Origin of the sequence: Algoriphagus sp. NBT04N3, from assembly GCF_019443765.1 — a bacterium.
Lineage (GTDB): Bacteria > Bacteroidota > Bacteroidia > Cytophagales > Cyclobacteriaceae > Algoriphagus > Algoriphagus ornithinivorans.
The window spans coordinates 3,550,768-3,567,041 of sequence record NZ_CP048415.1 but is presented as its reverse complement, the minus strand read 5'-3'; the positions used below and the strand labels follow the sequence as shown (position 1 = coordinate 3,567,041).

Below are 16,274 nucleotides of genomic sequence, written 5' to 3'. Positions count from 1 at the left end.
AAAGCATGGGTCTTTTCAAAATTTTGGAGTATGAAATTTCAGCTTTCTACCTTGAGCTTTCAGACTTCTAGTCTTCTTCTATACATCTGAATTGTATTTTCCAAACCATAATACAAAGCATCGCAAACCAAGGCATGGCCTATGGAAACCTCATCCAAAAAAGGGATTTTGTGTTTCAAAAATGCCAAGTTGTGTAGGTCTAAATCATGTCCGGCATTCAGCCCCAAACCTAATTCCCTGGCAATTTTGGACACCTCAACATAGGCAGCAACCGCTTTTTCCCGGTCTTCATGGTAGTTGGCTGCATAGGGTTCTGTATACAATTCAACCCGGTCGGTTCCAGTTTCTTTGGCAGGTTCAAAATACTTGCTCTCAGGATTGATAAAGATGGATACTCTGCAGCCTGATTCTTTCAATTCATCTACGATATCTTTCAAAAAACTCTGATGGGTAATCGTGTCCCAACCAGTATTGGAGGTGATAGCCTCTGGTGGATCAGGCACCAGGGTAGCTTGTGCAGGCTTTACCCTTTTCACCAGCTCCATATAGCGCTTATCGGGATACCCTTCTATATTAAATTCAGTAGTAACGACCTCGGAAAGGTCTAAAACATCCTGAAATCGGATATGCCTTTCATCAGGTCTTGGGTGCACCGTGATCCCTTCAGCGCCGAATCGTTCGCAGTCCAAGGCCACTTGCACTACATTGGGGTTATTAGCTCCCCGCGCGTTTCTCAAAGTGGCTATTTTATTAATATTTACACTTAGTTTAGTCATAAACGAGTCAAAAAGGTATTTTTGTCCGGATAATAGTAGTATAACACAAACTTAGGACGAATGAGTTTAAAGCAGAAGATAGAAAGTGAAATAAAATCAGCGATGATTGCTAAAGATAAGGGAAGATTAACAGCCTTGCGAGCAATCAAGTCGATGATTTTATTGGAAGAAACCAAAGGCGGAGCTAAAGGAGAAATTTCTTCAGATGATGAATTGAAGCTTTTGACCAAAGCTGCCAAACAGAGAAAAGACTCTGCAGATATCTACGAACAGCAAGGTAGATTTGATTTGCATGAGGTGGAAATGGCCGAGCTAAAGGTGATTCAAGAGTTTTTGCCTAAGGAATTGACTGATGAGGAACTGACTCAGGCAGTGAAAGAGATTATCTCACAGACTGGTGCATCCAGCCCGAAAGATATGGGTAAGGTGATGGGAGTGGCTAGCAAACAGCTAGCAGGAAAAGCAGATGGCAAGGCTATTGCTAATAAAGTAAAAGCATTGTTGAATAGCTAAATTGGAGAGCAACTCAATCATAGATATAGTCATTGTAGGAGTGCTGTTGCTAGGCGCCTACGAAGGATACAAACAAGGATTCCTGCTTGGAATCCTTGGCCTTTTTGGTTTTGTGATTGCAGTGATTTTAGGATTCTATTTTATGGATCCATTAGCCGCTTGGCTGGGAGAGAATGTGGAATCAGTGAATATCTCCTATCCTGTCATAGGCTTCCTGATCATCTTTGTGATTAGTTTGCTACTTATCCGGATTGTCGGATGGGTTTTGAAAAAAGTCATGGATTTGACCATATTAGGGACTTTTGATTCCTTTGCCGGAGTGCTCTTTGGAGTAGTAAAAGCGGGATTTTTTCTAAGTCTCTTTCTGTGGTTCACCAAAGAATTTGACTTTGATTTTCCCAAAAAATGGGAGAGAAACTCCGAGATGATTGGGTACATCGAACCTTGGGCTCCTGGAGTAATAGATTCTGTTTCTCCCTTTTTTCCTGAGGTAGAGTCCACTAAAAGCAGTTTTGAAAAGTTGGTTGAGAAGGTGAAGGATGTTACTGCTGATAGATAATTTCGATTCATTCAGTCATATGCTGGCTGACTTGATTCGGCAAACAGGGGAGGAGCTTCTAGTAGTCAGAAATGATGTATCCCTTGCTGAATTAAAAAGCATTCAATTTGAAGGACTCATATTATCTCCAGGGCCTGGAATTCCTAAACAGGCGGGAAACTTAATGGCTATTCTGGAAGAGTATCATCAGCGAACACCTATTTTGGGTGTATGCCTTGGACACCAGGCTGTAGGAGAGTTTTTTGGAGCTTCTTTGGTAAAAAACAAGAAACCCACTCATGGAAAAGTTTACACCGTGAATAAAGTTGGGCAGCCTGAATTGTTGGAAAACCTACCGGAAACTTTTCAGGTCACCAGATATCATTCGCTACAGCTTCAACAATTGCCACAAGAAATAATCCCTATCCTTGAGACGAACCCAGGAGAAATCATGGGGATTCAGCATTCCTTTTTGCCAATAGTAGGAGTTCAATATCATCCGGAAGCCTTGCTCACAGAATACGGGCTGGAATTGATCCACTCTTGGTTAAAGTTGATTCCGGAGAAGATTACCTTAAATCAATAATTTCTATTCCCGGATATTTTTTTGGATCAAAAGCAAAATAGCTGGAAGGTAGATTGGTGTTTTGCTTGAGGTTTTTGAAAGTATAGGAAAACATTCCTCCTTGCCCATCAAACATTTCCCATCCAAGCAAATCTTTGGTGTTTTTGTCAATCATCAGTTTGACCCGCTCAAAAGGTGTATTGTTGGTGGTGGCTTTGAGCTCAACAACAGATACTGTTTTGCCTTGATATTGCTTGTCAGCCAAAAGCTTATAGTCAAAGCCTGACTGATACATTCTATAGATATTGGAAGGGGTCAATTCTCCTTCAGTCTGGGAGACATCATTGATAGTCACTTCTCTGTATCCGTCAGCTTGAATAAAAGTCCAGACAGTCTTGCCATCATTGTAGATTTCCTGCTCTGGAAGCTTCAGGCGATATTGTTCGCCTTTCACGGCTACTTCACCGCTTTGCCTATCGCTTGAGCCCGTATTATCCTGATAAGTAAAATCGAATTGAGCCGTAAAACCGTTCATGCTTTTGAACTTTTGGCTCATGGCATCCAATACGGTTTTGGCTTTGGGGTCTTTTTGGGCAAAGGTAGGGAGTTCTAAGGCCAGGCTCAGAACCAGGGTTAAAACTAGGGCTAATTTGTTCATGTGTATAATACCGATGGAAACTAAATCGGTACTTACAAGCTATTCAATAACTGTTCCAAACTAGCTTCATCTTGGATCAGTACTTCTCGGGCTTTGGATCCTTCAAAAGGCCCAACCACTCCAGCTGCCTCCAATTGATCTACAATTCTACCTGCACGGTTGTATCCCAATTTGAGTTTTCTCTGAATCAGGGAGGTACTTCCCTGTTGATGCATGACAATCAATCGAGCAGCATCGTCAAAAAGTGGGTCTCTGTCTGATAAATCTACTTCGCCTACTCCACTTTCACTTTCCTCTCCCTCAAATTCAGGCAAGAGATAGGCATCTGAATAGCCTTTTTGCTCTCCGATCCAGTCGCAAATCGCATCTACTTCAGGAGTATCCAGGAAAGCGCATTGCAACCGAATCATTTCAGATCCTTGCGAAAGCAGCATATCTCCCATACCAATAAGCTGGTCAGCTCCACCTGCATCCAAAATGGTACGCGAGTCAATTTTAGAAGTCACCCGGAAAGAAAGTCTGGCCGGGAAGTTGGCTTTGATTATACCTGTGATCACATTAACAGATGGTCTCTGAGTGGCTACCACCAAATGTATTCCGATCGCTCTGGCTAATTGTGCCAATCGAGCAATTGGTCCTTCGATTTCTTTACCGGCAGTCATCATCAGGTCGGCCAATTCATCGATAACCAATACGATATAAGGCATGAATCGATGTCCTTTCTCAGGATTCAGCTTCCTTGCTATGAATTTCGCATTGTATTCTTTGAGATTTCTCGCTCCGGCATCTTTCAAAAGATTGTAGCGATTATCCATTTCAATACAGAGTGAATTCAGTGTATAAATTACTTTTTTGGTGTCTGTGATGATCGCCTCTTCCGATCCTGGAAGCTTGGCTAAAAAGTGCCTTTCTATTTTATTAAAAAGGGTTAATTCCACTTTTTTGGGATCTACCAATACAAACTTCAGCTGAGATGGGTGCTTTTTGTAAATCAAGGAAGCCAAAATCATATTCAGACCCACAGACTTACCTTGTCCCGTAGCACCTGCCATCAATAGGTGAGGCATTTTGGCCAAATCCACGACGAATACCTCATTGGAGATGGTTTTTCCCAAGGCAATAGGCAGATCTTTGTCTGAGCGCATGAATTTCTCGGTGCCCAAAACAGCTCTTGCCGGTACTAATTCGCGGTTTTTGTTTGGAACTTCTATACCAATCGTTCCTTTTCCTGGTATTGGGGCGATAATACGAATACCTAGGGCAGCTAAACTAAGGGCAATATCATCTTCCAAGTTTTTGATCTTTGAAATTTTAACCCCTGGTTCCGGTACAATTTCATACAGCGTTACAGTAGGACCTATCGTAGCCTTGATTTCCTGAATCCCTATTTTGAAGTTCTCTAAGGTCTCTACGATTTTGTTTTTATTCTCTTCCAGTTCCTGCCGGGTAACGGTTACTTTTTGAAGATCATATTCATTCAACAAATCCAAGGTTGGGTATTTGTATCTCGGCAGATCCAGGGTCGGATCGTAGGGGTCTAGGTTTTCTACTTCTTCCGCAGTCTTTTCCTCATGTACAGGCTTGGTAACAGAAAACTGCTTCTCCTCCGCCACCACTTCTGATTTCTTTTCCTTGATTTCGTCCAGCAGGTTTACCTGAGGTACATTGAAAAGGTCATCCTCTTCTTCAGTTTTTTCGGTGGAAAGCTCAATAGGTCCTTCATTTCCTTTGACAGTCCAGCTTGACCCATCATCTTCGATTTCTTCCTCATCATCCAGAGCAAATGGATCTTCATTTTTCGAACTCGGCTTGATAGCCAAATCATCAGAGTCTTCGGATTCATCCTCCTCATATGGAATATCATCTCCGGTATTTTTGAGGCTAAACCAATCCAGTTTATCAATATCAAAAAAGAATATCACGAAAATCAGCAGTGCTCCGCCAATTAGAATAAAAGTACCCCATCCCAAGAAATCGGAGGAAAGCTTGGCCAATTCGTAACCAAAACCTCCAGACAAGAAACTCCAATAAGAGTATCCCTGCACTAAAATCACGATATATCCGGTCAATAAGCCCAACCAGAAAGTAAAGAATAAAGCAAAGCTGGTATAGCGGGTCAATGAGATAATGGAAAGCTTAAAAGTCCATCTAAAACCCAAAATGAATAGAAAGGGAGGGAAAAGAAATGCAGCGACGCCAAACCATCTGTAAATCATCCAATGGCCTGCCTGAGCTCCTAAAAATCCTAACCAGTTTTGAGATTCTCTGGCAGATTCCCTGATGGCCTCAGAATCATTGTTCATGACCACACTTTGGTCTGCAGGTCCATTGAGCAGGTAACTGATGAAAGCTATAAACAAAAATATACCTGCAGACATCAGGATGATGCCTAAGGTTAAGACAAACTTGGAGTTTTTGAAGCCTCCCAAAGAGATTTTGGGTCCTTTACTTTTAGTAGAGGCTGCTTTTTTTGCGTTTTCTCCTTTTTTTCGAAAAGTATTGGTCCTGGGTGAATTGGTGGCCATGTATTAGATTCAAATCCGATTTTAAGATAAGGCTTCCTAAGGAAGTTTGGCAAATTACCTCGAAAAATAAGCCAATAATCCTTTTTTGATACGTTTAATCAGGCTAGGTCCCTCATAAATCATGCCTGAGTAGACTTGAACTAAGCTGGCTCCGGCCTGTAATTTTTCAATTGCATCTTCTGCGGAATAAATTCCTCCAACTCCAATGATAGGAAATGCGCCGATGGATTTCTGATTAAGGTATCGGATTACTTCGGTACTTCTGTTTTTCAGAACTTTTCCACTTACTCCTCCTGCGCCTATTGCTTCTACCTGATTCTTGTCCGTCTTCAAAGCACTACGATCGATGGTGGTATTGGTGGCGATAACTCCGTCTATTTCTGTTTCCAGCACAATTTCTATGATGTCGTCCAATTGTCCATCTGTCAGATCCGGGGCTATTTTGAGAAGGATGGGCTTTGGCTTTTCTTTTTTATCATTCGCAGATTTGACTGCCGAAAGCAAAGCTTTTAAGGGCTCTTTTTCCTGTAAATCCCGAAGGTTTGGAGTGTTGGGTGAACTGACATTAACCACAAAATAATCCACATAGGGATGCAATGCTTCGAGGCAATACAAGTAATCATCCACTGCGTTTTCATTAGGAGTTACCTTGTTTTTGCCAATATTCCCACCGACGATGACATCGGATTTTCTTTTTTTCAATCGCTCCACAGCTTCCAGTACCCCGCCGTTATTAAAGCCCATTCTATTGATAAGTGCTTCATCCTGAGGAAGCCGAAACAATCGGGGTTGAGGATTTCCTTCCTGAGGCTTTGGGGTCAATGTTCCAATCTCAATAAAACCAAAACCCAACATGGCCATCTCATCAATCAGCTTGGCATCTTTATCAAATCCGGCTGCCAATCCTACGGGATTTTTGAACTTCAATCCAAATACCTCCCTTTCCAACAAAGGATCATCCAATCTGAAATTAGCTTTCAAAGCGGATTGAACTACCGGAAGATTAAAAGTCAGCTTGGTGAGGTCAAATGTGAGATGGTGTGCAGCTTCCGGTTTCTTCAGGAAGAGTAGCGGCTTTAGTAGAGATTTGTACACGGAGCAGGATTTTGAACTTTTGCAAAGGTAATATTCCCATTCAGAAAATGGGGAAGCTAATCAGGAATTCAGCAGGAGTGAAGTGCTGGATTTACTGAATGATTTCAAATTTTTCCCCTGCTTCTTTTCGGGTATAGGCATTGAAGTGCCACCATTCAGAACCAATTCCCTTAAATCCTGCAGCAAACATCACCTTTCGCAATAACTCCCGATTGGCAACTTGCTGCGGAGTGATTTTTCTTTCTGCCAGCATTTGTTTTTCCCGATCAGGATAGGCAGGATAGCCAAAGAAATCATAGCCTGTGCCCATATCCAAAGCCGAATCAGCTTTGGTATCATAAATGGTCAAATCTACTGCTACTCCAAAATTGTGCAGACTGCCAACTTTAGGATCTGCCACATAAAGCGGTTTAATACTATCCGGCTTATCCAAATTATCCCATAAAATCTGTTGAACCGAGAGGGGTCTGACTCCATCATAAACCAATAGCGTATAATCTGGATTTTCTGCTTGGAGAAGCTCTTGGGCCTTTTTCAATTGATCCGCCACCTCAGGCTGTAGGTAGGCTCTATCCAACTCTCCGTAGACATCCTGCCCAAAAAAATTATCAGTAGTGGAATACTTCAATTCTACTCTGATCCCGGGGATATATTCCTTCAAGTCCACTAATCCTTGATCAATGAGCCTTTGTTCCAGTTCCGAAACGGCATATAGGGTAGGGGCCGTGATTGCCTCAGCTTCTTGCCTTTGACTTTCAGAAAAGACTTCCTGATCACTTTTGGGCGCTGAGCAGGCCGCCATGCTTATCAGTCCTATGTAGATGAATTTTTTCAAAGTTTTTTGTTGACTAGGGTGGAGGATGCCTGAGCTGTGGGCAATACTACAATATCCGCTAAAACTACATGAGAAGGTCTGTTTACACAGAACTCTACGATTTCGGCAATATCCTGAGCAACTAAGGGTTCAAATCCCTGATAAACTTTCTCTGCCCGATTTTCATCGCCTTTGAATCTCACCACAGAAAACTCCGTTTCCACCAAGCCTGGGTGAATACCTATTACTTTGATGCCAAAGGGATTTAAATCCATTCTCATGCCTTTGGTGATAGCATCTACAGCATGTTTTGAGCCGCAGTACACATTTCCATTGGGATAGACTTCTTTTCCGGCGATGGAACCGATATTGATGATAGTTCCTGATTTTCTTTCACACATGCCTGGAATCACCGCTTTGGAAACATATAGGAGACCTTTCACATTGATGTCCATCATCGCATCCCAGTCTTCCAGACTTCCTGACTGGATAGGATCTAAGCCATGCGCATTTCCAGCGTTGTTAACCAGGATTTCTATATTTTTCCAGTTTTCCGGTAGATTCTCAATCAATCCAAATACAGCTTCTTTATCTCTTACATCAAAAACCAAGGGCAAAACCTCTATTCCTGAAGGGACTTCTTTTTTGAGTTCATCCAATCTTTCAGCTCTTCTGCCTGTGGCGATGATATGATAGCCGTTTTTTGCCAAAATAAGAGCACAGGCTTTCCCAATTCCAGAAGTAGCTCCTGTGATCAATGCGATTTTTCTTTCCATATTCCCAAGTTAGGGGAATTGGAAAAAAACAAAAATTCAAACCTGATAATGGGAAGAATTTACTGGAAATTCAGATACAAAGTGATTGTTTTTCTTCGGACGGAGGTGAGTGCATCTCTTATGTCCGGATTGGTGTTTTCGGCTTGATACAAATTATTCAAGCCATGAGAAAAGCGGATTTCAGGAGCAAATTTGAAAAATTTGAAATAAATCTCGAATCCCATTCCCATCTCAATAGTGAAGTCCTGTCCAGTAGTAACCAGATCCTCTAAATTTGCTTCTTCCTGAGACTTGGTTCTGAATTGATAGCTACCACCTCCCAGAAAATACATTCTGGTATTATTGAATCTAACCGATTTGTATTTCATCAAAAGAGGCAATTCCACCATCGTAGCTTCTGAAGTATAAGTCTGAATGTCAAAAGTGGAATTGACAGGTTCATCAGGAGAAGGTGTGGTATTCCCTGGGAAGTTGTCTGGAAAGAAATGAACTTCAGTCTTAAACTCGTAAAAACCTACTTTGGGGGTAAACAGCAATTGAACCTGATCATGAAATCGTAGCATTCCGATGAAACCCAACGAAAAACCGGGATTATATCTTGGGAAGATGGCCCTTACATCTCCGGCAGCTGGGTTTGCAGCATTTAAAAACGCATTACTATACTCTAAACGGTAGGTGCTGTTGTGACCTGCCAGAAAGAAACCATAGGAAACCAGCTTATCATCCGAACCGGAAGTACTGGTCATTCCAAACAGTCCTTGGGCAGACAGTTTTTCAGAAGAAAATAGAACAGCAAGAAAAAGCAGGAAAATTACTTTTCCCCTACGTAAATCGAGCTTATTCCAAAAGTAAGTGGTTTGCATACAGTGCTGTGAAATCCAACTTTTTTCAATACCGCCAGAAAATCCTGTCCATCTGGAAATGCCTGTACTGATTCAGGAAGATAAGTATAAGCAGAATTGTCCTTGGATACAATCTTTCCTATTTGAGGAAGCACAGTATTGGAATAAAAGGAATATGCCTGCTTCATTGGAAATGCTCTCGGCTTGCTAAATTCCAAAATCACTGTTTTCCCTCCAGGCTTCAATACCCTATACATATCTGCCAAACCCTTTTCCAGGTTTTCGAAGTTTCTAACTCCAAATGAAACGATGACAGCATCAAACTTATTATCCTCAAAGAGCAATCCTTCAGAATCGCCGAGCTGCATTTCGATCTTATCTTCGAAGCCACGTTTCTTCATTTTCTTTCGGCCTTCGGAAAGCATGCCCTCAGAAATATCTACCCCGATGATTTTATCCGGATTCAAGGCCAAAGCTTCAATCGCAAAATCTCCGGTACCGGTAGCAATGTCCAAGATCAGTTTTGGCTGATCTTTTTTGAGCATCTTGATTGCTTTCTTTCTCCAGATAATATCAATTCCAAGACTAAGCACATGATTGAGCAGGTCATATTTTGGACTGATATTATTGAACATTTCAGCCACCTGGGCTTTTTTCGGGTCTTCTTTATCTTTGTAAGGGACGACAGACATCACAAAATCATTCTAATGGGACACAATATTACTCAAGAAACCCGAGGAATTGAAAATTGTTGAGTTTGAATGGAATTCATTTGCTAAATAATAAAGCCTTATTTTTGCAGCGAACACAAGAGTCATGATCCAAAAAGCAGAATTTGTAGTTTCCAATAATAATCCTTCCAACTGTCCAAAGCCTGATCGGGCTGAAGTAGCTTTTATCGGGAGATCCAATGTGGGGAAAAGCTCCCTGATCAATATGCTAACCGGAAAGAAGGAGCTGGCCAAGACTTCTCAGAAGCCTGGAAAAACCCAGTTGATTAATCATTTTAAAATCGATGATCGCTGGTATTTAGTGGATTTGCCGGGTTATGGATTTGCCAAAGTGAATGTAAAGGTGAAAGAAGGTTGGGAAAATATGATCACAACCTACCTCACTAAAAGAGAAAACCTCTGTGGAGTTTTTGTTTTGATCGATAGTAGGTTAGAACCTCAAAAAATCGATTTGGACTTTTTGCTATGGTGTGGAACCAATGGGGTTCCTGCAGCAATCGTTTTTACGAAAGCTGACAAGCAGTCCAAAAGTAAGACCCATCAAAATATTCAGAAGTTCCTCAAAAAAATGAATGAGATTTTCGAAGAAATTCCGGATTACCTGATTACCAGTTCCGAAACTGGACAGGGAAAGGATGATTTGGAGGAATTTATCTTAGATCTCGTGAAAGAATACGAAAGCCGTGAGGTCATTTAGACCCAAGTTCTATATTTGCAAGCTGAAAAATACAACCTATGAATTTTAAAGATATAGCCACCGTATCCGGTAAACCGGGACTTTACAAAGTGTTGAAGCCTTCAAGATCAGGAGTGATCTTGGAAAGCATGGATGAGAAAAAAGGGAAAATGGTAGCGGGAATGGCTCAAAGAGTCTCAATTCTTAGCGATATTTCAATTTATACCCTTACGGAAGAGGGAGCGGAGCCTTTGGAGTCCGTGATGAAAAAAATCGAAGCTGAATTTCAGGGTGATTTGGGTTTGGATGCCAATCCTGATGATGCTGAATTGAGAGCATTTATGAAGCATATTCTACCTGATGTAGATGAGTCTAGAGTTTATACTTCCGATATCAAGAAATTGATTTCTTGGTATAAAATTATCCGAACCAATGCTCCTGAGGTATTGGAAGATACAGAGGATAAAAAAGAAGAAAAAGAATCCTAATAGTCAGCCTCGCAATTGCGGGGCTTTTTTGATGTGTATATGGATCAAACTATCAATTCTGAAAGCTTTGAATTGATTCAGAAGGAGTTGAATCTTTCTGATCAGGCAGCCTCCATGAGCGAAGAGGAATATTTAAAAATCATCAGCAAGGCAGTTCAGGAAATGCTAAACAGGGACTTTGAGCGACTTTTACAGGTTTGTTACAGAATAGATTTAGGAGAGGAAAAGCTTAAAAAAATCCTTAACGAATCCGATCCTGATTACCTGGCTTCAGATTTAGCCCATGCCCTTTGGACCCGACAAAAGCAGAAAGTAGAGATCCGGAGGAGGTATTCTTGAATATTCCTGCCTTTGGTGATATACGTTGCAATTCCCCCTTTGGAAACGTGCACCATTTTGGGAAGAAAAGGGATAAAAAAGGGGGTTAGGGGGATTTAATGCTTATTTTAATTTATTAAATTAGTTGAAAAATGATTTTCAACCTTAATGCGATTTATTCCCTATTCTAAATCACTTAAGGAATTCTCACGAGAATTGAGGTCACACTCAACTTTATCTGAGGTTCTTTTGTGGAAGCAACTTCGAGCTTCTCGGTTTCGAGGTTATAGTTTCAATAGGCAAAAACCTTTATCAAAATTCATTGTCGATTTTTACTGTAAAAAGTTAAATCTCGTAATTGAAATTGATGGAGATTCTCATTTTGACGAAGAGTCAGTTATTTCTGACCAAAAAAGACAAAAAATTTTAGAGAGTTTAGAGCTCAATTTTTTGAGATTTTCTGATGTGGAAATCAAGAGATCCATGCCTTCTGTTTTGGAGGAAATTAATGCCTATATAGACGATTGGGAGGATAAAAATGGATGGGAACGAACAAGTTTTTGAGACGTTTTTAAACTATTAAAATCCCCCTTGCCCCCTTTGTAAAGGGGGATTTGCTTATAGTTAGGAAAGAAGGCTGAGGTAAAATTTTGAAAATTGGTCTTTGGTGATGCACCTTACAATTCCCCCTTTGGAACTGTGTACAGCTTTGGGAAGTAGATTTATAAAAAAGGGGGCTAGGGGGATTTTTCTGTGAGTTTAATTCATTTTTTAATTGACTAGCCCTCAAAAAGCTTACAGATTTAAATGTAAATCCTCAGATAGACTGAATGTGTGACTTGTCCTGAATTGAGTTTACACAAAGTAAACTACTATGAAACGACCAAAAGAAAAAAAAACAAGACGCATAGGATCTCTGAGTTGGGCTGAGCGGGAAGAAATGATCAAAGAGTATCTTTCAGGGAATTACTCTAAAGTTGAGATTTGGAAGAAGTATACCGGTCAATCTACAGAACATGGAAAAATGCTTAAATGGATGCGAATGTTAGGTTATTGTGATAGAATTGAAAATCCAATAAAAAGACATTTATCTTTAGGTTTTATCAGACAAGAACAACCTGTTTTGGCAACCAAAGACAACCCGCAAGAACCAAGAGACCTTCAAAAACGCATCAAAGAGCTGGAGCGTCAGCTTGAGAATGCCCAGCTGAAAGCCGAAGGCTATGAGCTCATGATCGAAATTGCAGAAAAGGAACTGAAAATTCCGATCAGAAAAAAAAGTCCGACACCAAGTAATCTCCACCTTAAAGGAAAGGCATCAGCGACAGGCTCTGAGTCGTTTATGTTTATTATTTGGTATGACCAGACAGGCCTATTATCAGCATTATTGGCAGAAGGAAGAAACTAGCTTTGAACAGGAGCTTGTGATCAAGGAGGTGTTACGAATCAGAAAATTCCATAAAAAAATGGGTTGCCGCAAGCTCATGGTGAAGCTGGAAGCCTTCATGTTCGATCATCAGATCAAGATGGGTAGAGATGCGCTGTTTGATCTTTTGGCAGCAAATCAGTTGTTAATTCGCCGCCGAAACAGACGGGTAACTACAACCTATTCAAGTCATTGGCTTCGAAAATATCCAAATCTGATCCGTGAGTTTGTTGCTGATGGAATCAATCAGTTATGGGTTAGCGACATTACATATTGGAGGTTTAAGGATAAGTTTCTTTACATCAGTTTTGTAACAGATGTGTTCTCACATAAAATCGTAGGCTACCATCTGTGAATCGCTGGAAGCTGAATCGTCAATCCATGCCCTTCAAATGGCTTTGGATCGGTTAAAACAACCAGTAGAAGGCCTGATCCATCATTCAGACAGAGGAATTCAATATTGCTGTAAAGAGTATGTCAAGTTATTACAGGACAATAGTATAGCGATCAGTATGACCGAAAACGGTGATCCGTTAGAAAATGCATTGGCTGAACGAATCAATGGAATTGTTAAAGGAGAATACCTGGATTGTTACGAAGTAAATTCCATTCAAGAAGCAAATGAGTTGCTTTCCCAAGTTGTCAACCTCTACAACCAAGAACGACCTCACATGAGTATAGGAAACAAAACTCCTGAGGAAATCCATCAAACCAATCAAAAAACAGATCGATTGTGGAAAAACTATTATCCCAAAAACCGTACACTTGTAAACCAATAAACGGACTAACAAAAACAGTCAATCAGTATCAGGATTTAAACGATAACCTGTAAACCTTTTTTAGGACGAGTCAGTGTTTACAAATCCCCCTTACCCCCTTTGTAAAGGGGGAATTGGCATTAGGTGAAATTGACAGTCTCAGATCTAAAGATTATTAATTGGTCAGGGAAATAATAGAATCTCATTTACCCTATTTGAAATGGGTATTCACTTTTCGTTCGAAGTAAAAGTGTTTTTTAATATAACAAACACCTATTCCTTTCACGAAAAAACCTCTACTCCTTAATCTCGATTACCTTGAACTCGGTACGTCTATTGACCTGATGTTCTTCTTCGGTTTGAGCATTCGGGATGATGAGCTGAGTTTCTCCGTATCCTTTTGCAACCAACCTATCTCTTGAAATACCCTGAGAAACGATGTAATCCACCGCTGACTGGGCTCTTCTTTGTGAAAGATTCAAGTTGTAAGAGTCCGAAGCTCTATCATCGGTATGGGAACTTAACTCTATCCTGATGCTAGGATTATCCTTCAGGATCTGCACTAACTTATCGAGTTCTTTTGCGGCATCTGCTCGGATATCTGCTTTATCCAGATCATAGTAGATATTTTCCAAGATGATGGATTTATCCAAAATCAGTTGATCCAAAACCAAAGTGGTATCCAAGGTCACGTTGGTGACATCCTGCACCAAGGTGGATGGATCCGGCGTTTTTCCTTTGGTCGTGTATGGGATGGATTTTGAGAAGTACCCATTTTTCGAAGCGATGATGGTATAATCTGCTTCTGGGGTCAAGGTGAATCTAACTCTTCCATTGGTATTGGAGAAATCACCACCTATTTGCTTGTTGTTGCCATCATACAAAACCACCCTTGCTTGAGGCAAGACCTGATTTGCCTGTCCGGCTACTCTTTCCTGAGTAGTTACATTCAATAGAACGTTGACAATTTTTGGCTTAGGCGTTTTGTCGACAAAATAATAAATATCATCATCTCCGATTCCACCTTCGCGATTAGAGGAAAGAAAGCCCTCTTTTGGGTAATTCGTAAAAAAGATTCCGAAATCATCCGCTGGACTGTTGATGTTTTCTCCCAAATTCTTGATGACTTGCTTTCCATTTTCGTCGTTTTCAGCCACGAAAAGATCTAATTTTCCATAGCCGGGATGGCCATCTGAAGCAAAGAAAAACTTCCCATCAGGAGCCATTCTTGGGAAAAGCTCATTTCCAGGGGTATTGATATTCGGACCTAGATTGACTGCATTGCCAAAGTCTCCATTGGCTAATTTGGTTGCCTTGTATAAATCAATGCCGCCAAAACCTCCGGGGCGATTGGATGCAAAATAAAGGGTATTGCCATCGGGACTGAAAGCTGGAGTTGAGTTCCACCAAAACTCATCTTCATTGACAGGCATCCAAATAGGCTGTGTAAAACCTCCTCCTCTAAAATAAGAGGCAAATAATGCAGTTTCAGGCAAGTCTTTCGGAGAAGTAGAGTTCCCCCTTGCATAAATAATGGTATTACCATCCGGGCTGATCGCGATGGCAGCTTGATTCAAACCCTCTTCATTTTGAAATTCGGGGAGTGTTCGTATACCGCTGACATCCACTCTCAAATCTTCGGCTCTGGTTCGGAATAACTTGGTGTAAGGCATCCCTGTGGCCGGATAAATACCTGAAGCTTGGCGCGCGCTGGTAAAGTATAAAAAGTTTTCACTGACAATAGGTGCATAATCCGGTCCCGGAGTATTCAGTTCTCTGTAATTGACCAATTCATGATAAGGCCAATAATTTGCAATCCCTTCTGCTAATTTGATGGCTTCCAATTCTCGCTGAACCCTTGCCAAAAGAGCTTCATCTTGTGTGTAGGCTTTAGCATTTTCAAAAGCCTCTTTGGCTTCCTCTGTTTTCTGTTGTGCTTTGAGACTTTGCCCCAAGAAAAAATAGCGATTAAATGAAGGATCTTCTTCTACTAGTTTTTGGTAATAAGGAGCAGAATTTTCAATTCGGTTAGAAAGACGATAGCTTTCGGCAACTATCTCATTGGCCTCTAAATTATCCGGATCTTCTTCCAAAATCTGAGAAAAAGTTCCGATTGCATATTGATATTGGCCAGAAAGATATTGCTCTGTTCCTTTCTCCTGAAGGCTTTTACAGGCCCCCAAAAGGGTCAAAACTAGAAGGAAGGTGCCAAAAAATCGTTGTTTCATGGGTCTTGCTTTGCTGCTCTATGCTGAATATTACTAATTAATTTGGAAAATATTTGTTTAACCAACTTTTCCCTGCAGAAATCCAGATATTTTCCAGGTCTTTCTTTGATTGGAGAACTGGGTTGATCACCGGTGTATCCTTGGTAATTGCCCCCTCCAATACTTTATTTTTTATACTTAGCGCATGAGCAACCTCTATGGCTCCATCTTCTGACTTGAAGCTGACTTTTCCGCTATTTGTCAAATCCACCCGTAATTGCTGTTCCAGCTCTCTTAAAGTTCTCACCGAACTGTCAATGGAACATCCTGAAGCGCCAGCAGCAGATTCATCCACTGCCAAGACCAGAATTTGATCATCCAGAATTTCAAAAGAAGTGGGGAGCGGATTCCCGTGCGCATTCCAACTTTCGCAAAAATGGCTTAGACGGGATTGAATCAACTTTATTTCTTCCGAAGAAAATTTTCTTTCTGACTGATAAAGCCATACTCTGCTATTCTCCGGTAGGGTATCAAATGGCACGTACATGTTTCGAAATTTTAGGTAAAG

At 40.9% G+C, this 16,274-nt stretch carries 20 protein-coding genes; 10 read left to right on the top strand and 10 right to left on the bottom strand.

Annotated features, from left to right (window positions below; genetic code table 11):
- Window positions 1-59: 59 nt before the first annotated feature.
- Window positions 60-776, bottom strand: a complete 717-nt coding sequence (locus tag GYM62_RS15595) for a pyridoxine 5'-phosphate synthase (RefSeq protein WP_219957085.1) — start codon at window positions 774-776, stop codon at window positions 60-62.
- Between the two features lie 60 nt (window positions 777-836).
- Between GYM62_RS15595 and GYM62_RS15590 the strand changes: the two genes are divergently transcribed.
- From GYM62_RS15590 to GYM62_RS15580, 3 genes are read left to right on the top strand one after another with little or no spacing between them, the layout of a single operon-like run.
- Window positions 837-1,289, top strand: coding sequence for a GatB/YqeY domain-containing protein (locus GYM62_RS15590; RefSeq protein ID WP_219957084.1), 453 nt, complete (start codon window positions 837-839; stop codon window positions 1,287-1,289).
- Between the two features lies 1 nt (window position 1,290).
- Window positions 1,291-1,848 (top strand): CvpA family protein, encoded by a 558-nt coding sequence (locus GYM62_RS15585; protein ID WP_219957083.1) that lies wholly within the window; start codon window positions 1,291-1,293, stop codon window positions 1,846-1,848.
- Entirely contained in the window at window positions 1,829-2,413 is a 585-nt protein-coding gene (locus GYM62_RS15580; protein WP_219957082.1) for an aminodeoxychorismate/anthranilate synthase component II, read from the top strand. Before GYM62_RS15585 ends, GYM62_RS15580 begins: the two co-directional genes overlap by 20 nt.
- Here GYM62_RS15580 and GYM62_RS15575 read toward each other — a convergent pair.
- From GYM62_RS15575 to ubiE, 7 genes are all read right to left on the bottom strand, one after another.
- Window positions 2,397-3,050, bottom strand: a complete 654-nt coding sequence (locus GYM62_RS15575) for an outer membrane lipoprotein carrier protein LolA (protein WP_091652377.1) — start codon at window positions 3,048-3,050, stop codon at window positions 2,397-2,399. The genes GYM62_RS15580 and GYM62_RS15575 overlap by 17 nt on opposite strands.
- A gap of 32 nt (window positions 3,051-3,082) precedes the next feature.
- Window positions 3,083-5,575, bottom strand: a complete 2,493-nt coding sequence (locus tag GYM62_RS15570) for a DNA translocase FtsK (RefSeq protein WP_219957081.1) — start codon at window positions 5,573-5,575, stop codon at window positions 3,083-3,085.
- Window positions 5,576-5,629: 54 nt separating this feature from the next.
- The gene (locus GYM62_RS15565; RefSeq protein WP_219957080.1) at window positions 5,630-6,670 is read right to left on the bottom strand and encodes a quinone-dependent dihydroorotate dehydrogenase; all 1,041 of its coding nucleotides are present in this window, start codon (window positions 6,668-6,670) and stop codon (window positions 5,630-5,632) included.
- A gap of 91 nt (window positions 6,671-6,761) precedes the next feature.
- Entirely contained in the window at window positions 6,762-7,505 is a 744-nt protein-coding gene (locus GYM62_RS15560) for a M15 family metallopeptidase (RefSeq protein ID WP_255590398.1), read from the bottom strand.
- Window positions 7,502-8,260 carry an SDR family NAD(P)-dependent oxidoreductase gene (locus GYM62_RS15555; protein WP_219957079.1) on the bottom strand — a complete coding sequence of 253 codons (759 nt, stop codon included), beginning with the start codon at window positions 8,258-8,260 and terminating at the stop codon, window positions 7,502-7,504. Before GYM62_RS15555 ends, GYM62_RS15560 begins: the two co-directional genes overlap by 4 nt.
- A 59-nt stretch (window positions 8,261-8,319) precedes the next feature.
- On the bottom strand, window positions 8,320-9,123 hold the full coding sequence (locus GYM62_RS15550; protein ID WP_219957078.1) for a porin family protein: 804 nt from the start codon (window positions 9,121-9,123) through the stop codon (window positions 8,320-8,322).
- Entirely contained in the window at window positions 9,072-9,794 is a 723-nt protein-coding gene (gene ubiE / locus GYM62_RS15545) for a bifunctional demethylmenaquinone methyltransferase/2-methoxy-6-polyprenyl-1,4-benzoquinol methylase UbiE (protein ID WP_091652392.1), read from the bottom strand. Before ubiE ends, GYM62_RS15550 begins: the two co-directional genes overlap by 52 nt.
- 124 nt (window positions 9,795-9,918) lie before the next feature.
- Here ubiE and yihA point away from each other — a divergent pair, with 124 nt between their 5' ends.
- The 7 genes from yihA (at window position 9,919) to GYM62_RS15510 (ending at window position 13,520) form a co-directional block, all read left to right on the top strand.
- Window positions 9,919-10,530 carry a ribosome biogenesis GTP-binding protein YihA/YsxC gene (yihA, locus tag GYM62_RS15540; RefSeq protein ID WP_091652395.1) on the top strand — a complete coding sequence of 204 codons (612 nt, stop codon included), beginning with the start codon at window positions 9,919-9,921 and terminating at the stop codon, window positions 10,528-10,530.
- 38 nt (window positions 10,531-10,568) lie between these two features.
- Window positions 10,569-10,997: a DUF5606 domain-containing protein gene (locus tag GYM62_RS15535; RefSeq protein ID WP_219957077.1), complete on the top strand. Its 429-nt coding sequence runs from the start codon at window positions 10,569-10,571 to the stop codon at window positions 10,995-10,997.
- Between the two features lie 39 nt (window positions 10,998-11,036).
- Window positions 11,037-11,336 (top strand): hypothetical protein, encoded by a 300-nt coding sequence (locus tag GYM62_RS15530; RefSeq protein WP_219957076.1) that lies wholly within the window; start codon window positions 11,037-11,039, stop codon window positions 11,334-11,336.
- Between the two features lie 147 nt (window positions 11,337-11,483).
- Window positions 11,484-11,879: an endonuclease domain-containing protein gene (locus tag GYM62_RS15525; protein ID WP_219957075.1), complete on the top strand. Its 396-nt coding sequence runs from the start codon at window positions 11,484-11,486 to the stop codon at window positions 11,877-11,879.
- A 310-nt stretch (window positions 11,880-12,189) separates the two neighbouring features.
- Window positions 12,190-12,723 carry a hypothetical protein gene (locus tag GYM62_RS15520; RefSeq protein WP_219957074.1) on the top strand — a complete coding sequence of 178 codons (534 nt, stop codon included), beginning with the start codon at window positions 12,190-12,192 and terminating at the stop codon, window positions 12,721-12,723.
- Window positions 12,674-13,096: a hypothetical protein gene (locus GYM62_RS15515; RefSeq protein WP_219957073.1), complete on the top strand. Its 423-nt coding sequence runs from the start codon at window positions 12,674-12,676 to the stop codon at window positions 13,094-13,096. Before GYM62_RS15520 ends, GYM62_RS15515 begins: the two co-directional genes overlap by 50 nt.
- Before the next feature lie 37 nt (window positions 13,097-13,133).
- Window positions 13,134-13,520, top strand: a complete 387-nt coding sequence (locus GYM62_RS15510) for an integrase core domain-containing protein (protein WP_219957072.1) — start codon at window positions 13,134-13,136, stop codon at window positions 13,518-13,520.
- Window positions 13,521-13,795: 275 nt separating this feature from the next.
- On the opposite strand, the gene GYM62_RS15505 is transcribed toward GYM62_RS15510, so the two are convergent.
- Together GYM62_RS15505 and GYM62_RS15500 are read right to left on the bottom strand one after the other, a co-directional pair.
- On the bottom strand, window positions 13,796-15,727 hold the full coding sequence (locus GYM62_RS15505) for an OmpA family protein (RefSeq protein WP_219957071.1): 1,932 nt from the start codon (window positions 15,725-15,727) through the stop codon (window positions 13,796-13,798).
- A 37-nt stretch (window positions 15,728-15,764) separates the two neighbouring features.
- On the bottom strand, window positions 15,765-16,253 hold the full coding sequence (locus tag GYM62_RS15500; RefSeq protein ID WP_219957070.1) for a hypothetical protein: 489 nt from the start codon (window positions 16,251-16,253) through the stop codon (window positions 15,765-15,767).
- Window positions 16,254-16,274: the final 21 nt, after the last annotated feature.

Bases quoted from the DNA above. Each gene is read 5' to 3' on its own strand.
- GYM62_RS15595 (WP_219957085.1), bottom strand. From the start codon at position 776: ATGACTAAACTAAGTGTAAATATTAATAAAATAGCCACTTTGAGAAAC.
- GYM62_RS15590 (WP_219957084.1), top strand. From the start codon at position 837: ATGAGTTTAAAGCAGAAGATAGAAAGTGAAATAAAATCAGCGATGATT.
- GYM62_RS15580 (WP_219957082.1), top strand. From the start codon at position 1,829: ATGTTACTGCTGATAGATAATTTCGATTCATTCAGTCATATGCTGGCT.
- GYM62_RS15575 (WP_091652377.1), bottom strand. From the start codon at position 3,050: ATGAACAAATTAGCCCTAGTTTTAACCCTGGTTCTGAGCCTGGCCTTA.
- GYM62_RS15570 (WP_219957081.1), bottom strand. From the start codon at position 5,575: ATGGCCACCAATTCACCCAGGACCAATACTTTTCGAAAAAAAGGAGAA.
- GYM62_RS15555 (WP_219957079.1), bottom strand. From the start codon at position 8,260: ATGGAAAGAAAAATCGCATTGATCACAGGAGCTACTTCTGGAATTGGG.
- GYM62_RS15550 (WP_219957078.1), bottom strand. From the start codon at position 9,123: ATGCAAACCACTTACTTTTGGAATAAGCTCGATTTACGTAGGGGAAAA.
- ubiE (WP_091652392.1), bottom strand. From the start codon at position 9,794: ATGTCTGTCGTCCCTTACAAAGATAAAGAAGACCCGAAAAAAGCCCAG.
- yihA (WP_091652395.1), top strand. From the start codon at position 9,919: ATGATCCAAAAAGCAGAATTTGTAGTTTCCAATAATAATCCTTCCAAC.
- GYM62_RS15535 (WP_219957077.1), top strand. From the start codon at position 10,569: ATGAATTTTAAAGATATAGCCACCGTATCCGGTAAACCGGGACTTTAC.
- GYM62_RS15530 (WP_219957076.1), top strand. From the start codon at position 11,037: ATGGATCAAACTATCAATTCTGAAAGCTTTGAATTGATTCAGAAGGAG.
- GYM62_RS15525 (WP_219957075.1), top strand. From the start codon at position 11,484: ATGCGATTTATTCCCTATTCTAAATCACTTAAGGAATTCTCACGAGAA.
- GYM62_RS15520 (WP_219957074.1), top strand. From the start codon at position 12,190: ATGAAACGACCAAAAGAAAAAAAAACAAGACGCATAGGATCTCTGAGT.
- GYM62_RS15515 (WP_219957073.1), top strand. From the start codon at position 12,674: ATGACCAGACAGGCCTATTATCAGCATTATTGGCAGAAGGAAGAAACT.
- GYM62_RS15510 (WP_219957072.1), top strand. From the start codon at position 13,134: ATGGCTTTGGATCGGTTAAAACAACCAGTAGAAGGCCTGATCCATCAT.
- GYM62_RS15505 (WP_219957071.1), bottom strand. From the start codon at position 15,727: ATGAAACAACGATTTTTTGGCACCTTCCTTCTAGTTTTGACCCTTTTG.
- GYM62_RS15500 (WP_219957070.1), bottom strand. From the start codon at position 16,253: ATGTACGTGCCATTTGATACCCTACCGGAGAATAGCAGAGTATGGCTT.